The organism is Pauljensenia hongkongensis (genome assembly GCF_001746855.1).
GTDB classification, from domain to species: domain Bacteria; phylum Actinomycetota; class Actinomycetes; order Actinomycetales; family Actinomycetaceae; genus Pauljensenia; species Pauljensenia hongkongensis.
In genome coordinates this window covers 1,032,570-1,038,065 of record NZ_CP017298.1, presented here as the reverse complement: position 1 = coordinate 1,038,065, position 5,496 = coordinate 1,032,570, and the positions used below count along the sequence as shown (strand labels likewise).

Genomic DNA, 5,496 nt, shown 5'->3' with positions numbered 1-5,496 from the left:
GCGCCCCCGCCGCCGGGACGGATTGCGCGCCCGGCGCCCCCGGGGAGCGCGGCGGCGCCCCCGGCTCCGCGTGCGGGGAGGTCCCCGCTGTCGACATCGTCCCCGCCCGGGTGGGGGACCTGCGCGAGCTGGTGCGCCTGGAGGGGCTGCTCTTCCCGGAGGACCCCTGGACGGAGGGGATGCTCCGCGAGGAACTGGCGTCCGCCTCGTCCCACTACCTCATCGCCCGCGCCGACGGGGCGGCGTGCGGCTACGGCGGAGTCAGAGCGCTCGGCGACCAGGGGGACATCATGACGATCGGGGTGGTGCCCGGCGCGCGCGGACGGTCCGTGGGCTCGCGCCTCCTCGACGGCCTGATCGCGTGGGCGCGGCGGGCGGGCGCCGACGAGCTCTTCCTCGACGTGCGCGCCTCGAACGACGCCGCCATCGGCCTTTACCTGTCGCGCGGTTTCGAGGCGGTCGGGCGCCGGCGCCGCTACTTCCGCAACCCCGTCGAGGACGCCCTCGTCATGCGGTTGGCGGCCTTGGCCGGGGGCCCGCCGGGGCGCCCGTCGAATTAGCAAGGCCGCGTTTTCTAAAATGCCCTCCGGACGCGCCCTCCGAGGGCGCCCCCGACGAGTCGGCGCGCGCTCCGCGCCAGGGAGGAGAGGGACGCGGGAGCCGCGTGAAACCGCGGAAAACAGCGGTGCTCCGCGACAGGGGCGGACGGGTCCCGGCAATGGTCCCACATCGGGGCGGCCGGGGGTGGATATCCTCATCACATGGCCACAACAACCGTCGCAACGAAGAAGCGCCGCGCATGGACCACCAGCGTTTTCATCAAGCAGCTGATGGCCGTCTCGGGCTTCGTCTTCGTGTTCTTCCTCCTCTTCCACTCATACGGCAACCTCAAGATGTTCCTGGGCGAGCAGGTCTACAACGACTACGCCCACTGGCTCCACGAGGAGGCCTTCGTGCCGATCTTCCCGCACGGCGGCTTCCTCTGGGTGTTCAGGGCAGCGATGGTGCTCATGCTGATCATCCACCTCTACGCCGCCGCCTACACGTGGCTGCGCTCCCGCCGGGCGCGCAGCACCCGCTACGTCGTCGTCAAGTCGGTGTCCGACTCCTACGCGGCCCGCACGATGCGCCTGACGGGCGTCGTCCTGATCTTCGGCATCGTCTTCCACCTGCTGCACTTCACCACGGCGAGCCTGCCCCGCCAGCTGGCGAACTTCGGCTCCGAGACCACGGCCCCCTACTCCCGCATGGTCGCCGCATTCCAGTCGCCGTGGCTGGTACTGTTCTACGCGGTCTTCGTCGGCGTGGTCTGCTTCCACGTCTCCCACGGCTTCTGGTCCATGTTCCAGTCGCTCGGCTGGGTGCGCCCCGCCACCCGCAAGCCGCTCGTCGTGCTCTCCGGGCTGGTCGGCGTCATCATCTTCGTGATGTTCCTGGCCCCGCCGACAGCCATCGCCACCGGGATCATCCACTGAGGAAGGCCAAGGAACCATGACAGACACACTCATTCACGGCCTGTACCGCGAGGGCGGGAAGATCGCCGACACGAAGGCGCCCCACGACGTCCCCATCTCCGAGCGGTGGGCGCGGCGCCAGTTCGAGGCCGCCCTGGTCAACCCCGCGAACCGGCGCAAGCTGCGCGTCATCATCGTCGGCTCCGGCCTGGCCGGCGGCGCCGCCTCCGCGTCCCTGGGCGAGATGGGCTACCACGTCGACGTGTTCTTCTACCAGGACTCCGCCCGCCGCGCGCACTCCATCGCCGCGCAGGGCGGCATCAACGCCGCGAAGAACTACCGCAACGACAACGACTCGGTGTACCGCCTCTTCTACGACACGGTCAAGGGCGGCGACTACCGCGCCCGCGAGGACAACGTGTACCGCCTCGCCGAGGTCAGCGGCAACATCATCGACCAGTGCGTCGCCCAGGGCGTCCCCTTCGCCCGCGAGTACGGCGGCCAGCTGGACAACCGCTCCTTCGGCGGCGTCCAGGTCTCGCGCACCTTCTACGCGAGGGGCCAGACCGGCCAGCAGCTCCTGATCGGCGCCTACCAGGCCATGGAGCGCCAGGTCGCGGCGGGCACCGTCACCGAGTACCCGCGCCACGAGATGGTCGAGCTCATCGTCGACGAGGGCAAGGCGCGGGGCATCGTCTCGCGCGACATGTCCACCGGCGAGCTGCGCACCCACATCGCGGACGCGGTCGTCCTGGCCACCGGCGGCTACGGGAACGTGTTCTTCCTGTCGACCAACGCGATGGGCTGCAACGGCACCGCCATTTGGCGCGCCTACCGCAAGGGCGCCTACTTCGGCAACCCCTGCTTCACGCAGATCCACCCCACGTGCATCCCCCAGCACGGCGACCAGCAGTCCAAGCTCACCCTCATGTCCGAGTCGCTGCGCAACGACGGGCGCATCTGGGTCCCCAAGCGCGCCGAGGACTGTGAGAAGGACCCGCGCGAGATCCCCGAGGAGGACCGCGACTACTACCTGGAGCGCATCTACCCCTCCTTCGGCAACCTGGTGCCCCGTGACATCGCGAGCCGCCAGGCCAAGAACATGTGCGATGAGGGCCGCGGCGTCGGCCCGAAGATCGACGGCGTCGCCCGCGGCGTCTACCTCGACTTCGCCGACGCCATCCAGCGCCTGGGCAAGGCCGCCGTCTCCGCCAAGTACGGCAACCTCTTCGACATGTACGAGCGGATCACGGGCGACAACCCCTACGAGGTGCCGATGCGCATCTACCCCGCCGTGCACTACACGATGGGCGGGCTGTGGGTCGATTACGACCTCGAGTCCAACCTGCCGGGCCTCTACGTGGCGGGCGAGGCGAACTTCTCCGACCACGGCGCGAACCGCCTGGGCGCCTCGGCGCTCATGCAGGGCCTGTCGGACGGCTACTTCGTCCTGCCCAACACGATCAACGACTACCTGGCGCACTGCTTCCACCTGCCCGAGCTGAACGAGGACTCGCCCTCCGTCAAGGAGGCCCTCGAGGCGGCCCAGGGGCGCATCGACACGCTCATGTCGGTGGGCGGCACCCGCTCCGTGGACTCCTTCCACAAGGAGCTGGGCAAGATCATGTGGGAGTACTGCGGCATGGAGCGCACCGAGGCCGGCCTGAAGAAGGCGATCGGGATGATCCGCGAGCTGCGCGCCGACTACTGGCGCGACGTCCGGGTGCCCGGGAAGTCGATCGGCGAGCTCAACCAGTCCCTCGAGAAGGCGGGCCGCGTCGCGGACTTCATGGAGCTGGGCGAGCTCATGTGCATCGACGCCCTCCACCGCGAGGAGTCCTGCGGCGGGCACTTCCGCGCCGAGTCCCAGACCCCCGAGGGCGAGGCCCTGCGCCACGACGACAAGTTCCTCTACGTGGCGGCCTGGGAGTTCGCCGGAGACGACCAACCCCCGGTCCTCCACAAGGAAGACCTGATTTACAACGACATCGAGTTGAAGCAGCGGAGCTACAAGTGAACCTGACACTGAGGATCTGGCGCCAGAACGGTCCTGAAGACAAGGGCGCAATTCATGAATACCAGGTGAAGGGAATCTCGGAAGAGTCCTCGTTCCTGGAGATGCTCGACGTGCTGAACGAAGAGCTCTTCGAACGGGGCGAGGAGCCCATCGCCTTCGATTCGGACTGCCGCGAGGGCATCTGCGGCCAGTGCGGCGTCGTCATCAACGGCATCGCGCACGGCCCCGAGGTGACCACGACCTGCCAGCTGCACATGCGGTCCTTCAACGACGGCGACGTCATCACGATCGAGCCGTGGCGGGCCCAGGGCTTCCCGATCATCAAGGACCTCGTGGTCAACCGGTCCGCCCTCGACCGCATCATCCAGGCCGGCGGTTACATCTCCGTCAACACCGGCGGCGCGGCGGCCGCGGACGCGACCCCCGTTCCCAAGCAGGACGCCGAGCGGGCGTTCGAGGCGGCGGCGTGCATCGGCTGCGGCGCCTGCGTGGCGGCGTGCCCCAACGCCTCGGCTATGCTCTTCACCTCGGCGAAGGTGACGCACCTGGGCCTGCTGCCGCAGGGCAAGCCGGAGAACTACCGCCGCGTGGTCTCCATGCTCAACCAGATGGACGAGGAGGGCTTCGGCTCCTGCTCGAACGTCGGCGAGTGCGCCGCGGTCTGCCCCAAGCAGATCCCGCTGGACGTCATCGCCAACCTCAACCGCCAGCTGGGCAAAGCCGCCTTGAAGGGCGTGTGATCGCTCGCCGGCGCGAGCAGTGGCCAGCGGCCCCGTCCCCTCATGGGGGCGGGGCCGCACTGCGTTCGACGGGTCATTGCGGGGGGTCGCGCGCGGGAGGGCGGGGCCACGTCGTGTTTCACGCGTGTTCCACGGCGTTCCCCCTGGTCAGGGGCCTGGTGGTGGCTCCTATCCGTCGGCGAGGAGTGGGCCCCGGCCGCATGACGGACCCCGCCGATACCTTTCTGGACTATACTGACCTGTTGGACGCTTTCATGGGAGGTTGTCATGGATTCGCAGCAGTGGCCCGGTGGACAAGGGCCCGATCAGAGCGGGTACGGACAAGGACGGGCCTACGGCCGGCCTCAGGAGCCGCGGATGGGCCAGCGGCCGGCCAGCCAGGGCCAGTCCCCTTACGAGCGGGACCAGGAGCGCCGCTACGACGTGCAGACGTGGCGCAAGGCCGCGTACTACGGCGGGGCCGTTGTGATCGTCCTCGGCTTCATCCTGTTCTTCGTGCCGTTCGTGTCGACCTTCTCCTTCTTCGGCTCGATGCGCTTCGGCCGTGCGGCTCCGGGCGACGGCTTCTTCGGAGCCTTCCGGACGTTCCCCCTGGCCTTCGTCGGGGTGCTCCTCATCATGGCGGGGCAGGGGCTGCGTTCCTTGGGCCGCAAGGGTCTGGCCGGATCGGGTGTCGTCCTCTCGCCCCAGGGCGAGGCCCGCGACGCCGAGCCGTGGCAGCGCTCCAAGGGCGCCCAGATGCAGGACGCCCTGGAGGAGGTGCCGATGATCCGTGACGCGATGGCCCGCGGCGGGGGAGCGGAGCCGCAGATCCGCGTGCGGTGCACGAAGTGCGGTTACCTGGAGACCGAGGACGCCAGGTTCTGCTCCGGATGCGGGGCGCCGATGACCCCCGCCCCCTGAGGCGCACTCGGAAGCGGCGGGACCGGGCGGATGGTCCATGGCTCGGGCTGGCAGGAAGCGGACGGTCGTCCCCTGCGGAGTAGACTGGCACCACACGGTCACTGGTGCCACAAGAACAGCGGAGGCGACGGCGCATGATTGAGTACGACAACGGTCCCGGCACGCGCACACGGCGCCACTGGGTGTCGGCCGCCATCGGCATCACCGCTATGGGGGTGTTCGCCCTACTCTCACTGGCGCTGCTCCTGGGCGTCCTATTCGGCCCGGGCTCCGTCAAGTCCCTCGCCGACAAGGCGTTCCCGTGGTCCCTGGTGGCGCTGGGCGTCGCCGGGGTGGCGATGCTGGTCGCGAACGCCCGGAGTGGGGCCGGCGGCGGGCCGGG

The 5,496-nt window shown here is 69.3% G+C and carries 6 protein-coding genes; all 6 read left to right on the top strand.

Annotated features, from left to right (window positions below):
* A partial coding sequence (gene rimI / locus BH719_RS04310) for a ribosomal protein S18-alanine N-acetyltransferase (RefSeq protein ID WP_009743540.1) occupies window positions 1–560 on the top strand: 560 nt, incomplete at its 5' end.
* 201 nt (window positions 561–761) lie between these two features.
* Complete coding sequence (locus BH719_RS04305) at window positions 762–1,475, top strand: succinate dehydrogenase cytochrome b subunit (RefSeq protein WP_009743539.1); 714 nt, start codon at window positions 762–764, stop codon at window positions 1,473–1,475.
* Window positions 1,476–1,491: 16 nt separating this feature from the next.
* A complete protein-coding gene (locus tag BH719_RS04300; RefSeq protein ID WP_009743538.1) occupies window positions 1,492–3,471 on the top strand; it encodes a fumarate reductase/succinate dehydrogenase flavoprotein subunit in 1,980 nt (659 codons plus the stop codon).
* Complete coding sequence (locus BH719_RS04295) at window positions 3,468–4,211, top strand: succinate dehydrogenase/fumarate reductase iron-sulfur subunit (protein WP_009743537.1); 744 nt, start codon at window positions 3,468–3,470, stop codon at window positions 4,209–4,211. Before BH719_RS04300 ends, BH719_RS04295 begins: the two co-directional genes overlap by 4 nt.
* A gap of 357 nt (window positions 4,212–4,568) precedes the next feature.
* Window positions 4,569–5,114, top strand: a complete 546-nt coding sequence (locus tag BH719_RS04290) for a zinc ribbon domain-containing protein (protein ID WP_009743536.1) — start codon at window positions 4,569–4,571, stop codon at window positions 5,112–5,114.
* Between the two features lie 134 nt (window positions 5,115–5,248).
* Window positions 5,249–5,496 (top strand): hypothetical protein (locus BH719_RS09600; RefSeq protein ID WP_009743535.1); only part of this gene is annotated, 248 nt, incomplete at its 3' end.

Bases quoted from the DNA above. Each gene is read 5' to 3' on its own strand.
- BH719_RS04305 (WP_009743539.1), top strand. From the start codon at position 762: ATGGCCACAACAACCGTCGCAACGAAGAAGCGCCGCGCATGGACCACC.
- BH719_RS04300 (WP_009743538.1), top strand. From the start codon at position 1,492: ATGACAGACACACTCATTCACGGCCTGTACCGCGAGGGCGGGAAGATC.
- BH719_RS04290 (WP_009743536.1), top strand. From the start codon at position 4,569: ATGGGCCAGCGGCCGGCCAGCCAGGGCCAGTCCCCTTACGAGCGGGAC.